This is a genomic window from Stutzerimonas stutzeri KOS6 (genome assembly GCF_000307775.2).
GTDB classification, from domain to species: domain Bacteria; phylum Pseudomonadota; class Gammaproteobacteria; order Pseudomonadales; family Pseudomonadaceae; genus Stutzerimonas; species Stutzerimonas stutzeri_B.
Map to the genome: position 1 here is coordinate 917866 of NZ_KK020676.1, position 1255 is coordinate 919120.

Annotated in this window: 1 protein-coding gene; it reads left to right on the top strand. The window is 66.9% G+C overall.

The genetic code is table 11. The features are described 5' to 3' along the window. The first annotated feature begins 67 nt into the window (after positions 1 to 67). Positions 68 to 910 carry a glutathione-dependent disulfide-bond oxidoreductase gene (gene yghU / locus B597_RS32515; protein WP_003291769.1) on the top strand — a complete coding sequence of 281 codons (843 nt, stop codon included), beginning with the start codon at positions 68 to 70 and terminating at the stop codon, positions 908 to 910. The last annotated feature ends 345 nt before the right edge of the window (positions 911 to 1255 follow it).

A 1255-nucleotide genomic window follows, 5' to 3' on the forward strand; every position in this document is an offset into this window, starting at 1 on the left:
GACCTCGCCGGCCAAGCGCGTAGGATGCAATGCACATCCCCGGTTCAACCCACTCGAGGAGATCGACATGCCTGATATCACTTACGTACCGCCGAGGGTCTGGACGCATGACGCGCCGTCGGGCGGGAAGTTCGCCAGCATCAACGCGCCCACCGCCGGCGCGCGGGAGGAAAAGCCGTTGCCGGTGGGCAAGCACCCGCTGCAGCTCTACTCGCTGGCCACGCCCAACGGTGTGAAGGTCAGCATCATGCTCGAAGAGCTGCTCGCCCTCGGCCATGCCGGCGCCGAATACGACGCCTGGCTGATCAAGATCGGCGACGGCGACCAGTTCGGCAGTGGCTTCGTCGAGATAAATCCGAACTCGAAGATCCCCGCGCTGGCCGACCACAGCGTCGCGGGCGAACCGCTGCGGGTATTCGAATCCGGCTCGATCCTGGTCTACCTCGCGGAAAAGTTCGGCGCCTTCCTGCCCACGGAAACCCGCGCGCGCACCGAAACCCTCAACTGGCTGTTCTGGCAGATGGGTTCGGCGCCCTTCCTCGGAGGCGGCTTCGGCCATTTCTACGCCTACGCGCCGGAGAAGTACGAATACCCGATCAACCGCTATGCGATGGAGGTCAAGCGCCAGCTCGACGTGCTCGACCGCCAGCTGGCGGAGAATCGCTACATCGCCGGCGACGACTACAGCATCGCCGACATGGCCATCTGGCCCTGGTACGGCGTACTGGCCCGTGGCGAGCTGTACGACGCCGGCGAATTCCTTTCCGTGCAGGACTACAAGCATGTACAGCGCTGGGCTGCCGAGATCGCCGAACGGCCCGCCGTGATCCGCGGACGCAAGGTCAACCGCACCTGGGGCGATGAATCCCAGCAGGCCCCCGAACGCCACAGCGCGGCCGACCTCGACTGATCCGACAGCACCGTAGGGTGGGCTTCAGCCCACCATCACCAGCCTGGAATCCCCGGTGGGCTGAAGCCCACCCTACCGATCCGAGGCCAATGCCCGCCGCAAGCCGGCGCTGCCGACCGTCAACGCCCGGCCCTCCTCGGCCAGGCCGAGTGCCGCATTGACCAGCGCCGCCGCCGCACCGACAGCACCGTAGGGTGGGCTTCAGCCCACCATCACCAGCCTGGAATCCCCGGTGGGCTGAAGCCCACCCTACCGATCCGAGGCCAATGCCCGCCGCAAGCCGGCGCTGCCGACCGTCAACGCCCGGCCCTCCTCGGCCAGGCCGAGTGCCACATTGACCAGCGC

Excerpts from the sequence above, each read along its gene's own strand:
- yghU (WP_003291769.1), top strand. The coding sequence starts at position 68 with ATGCCTGATATCACTTACGTACCGCCGAGGGTCTGGACGCATGACGCG.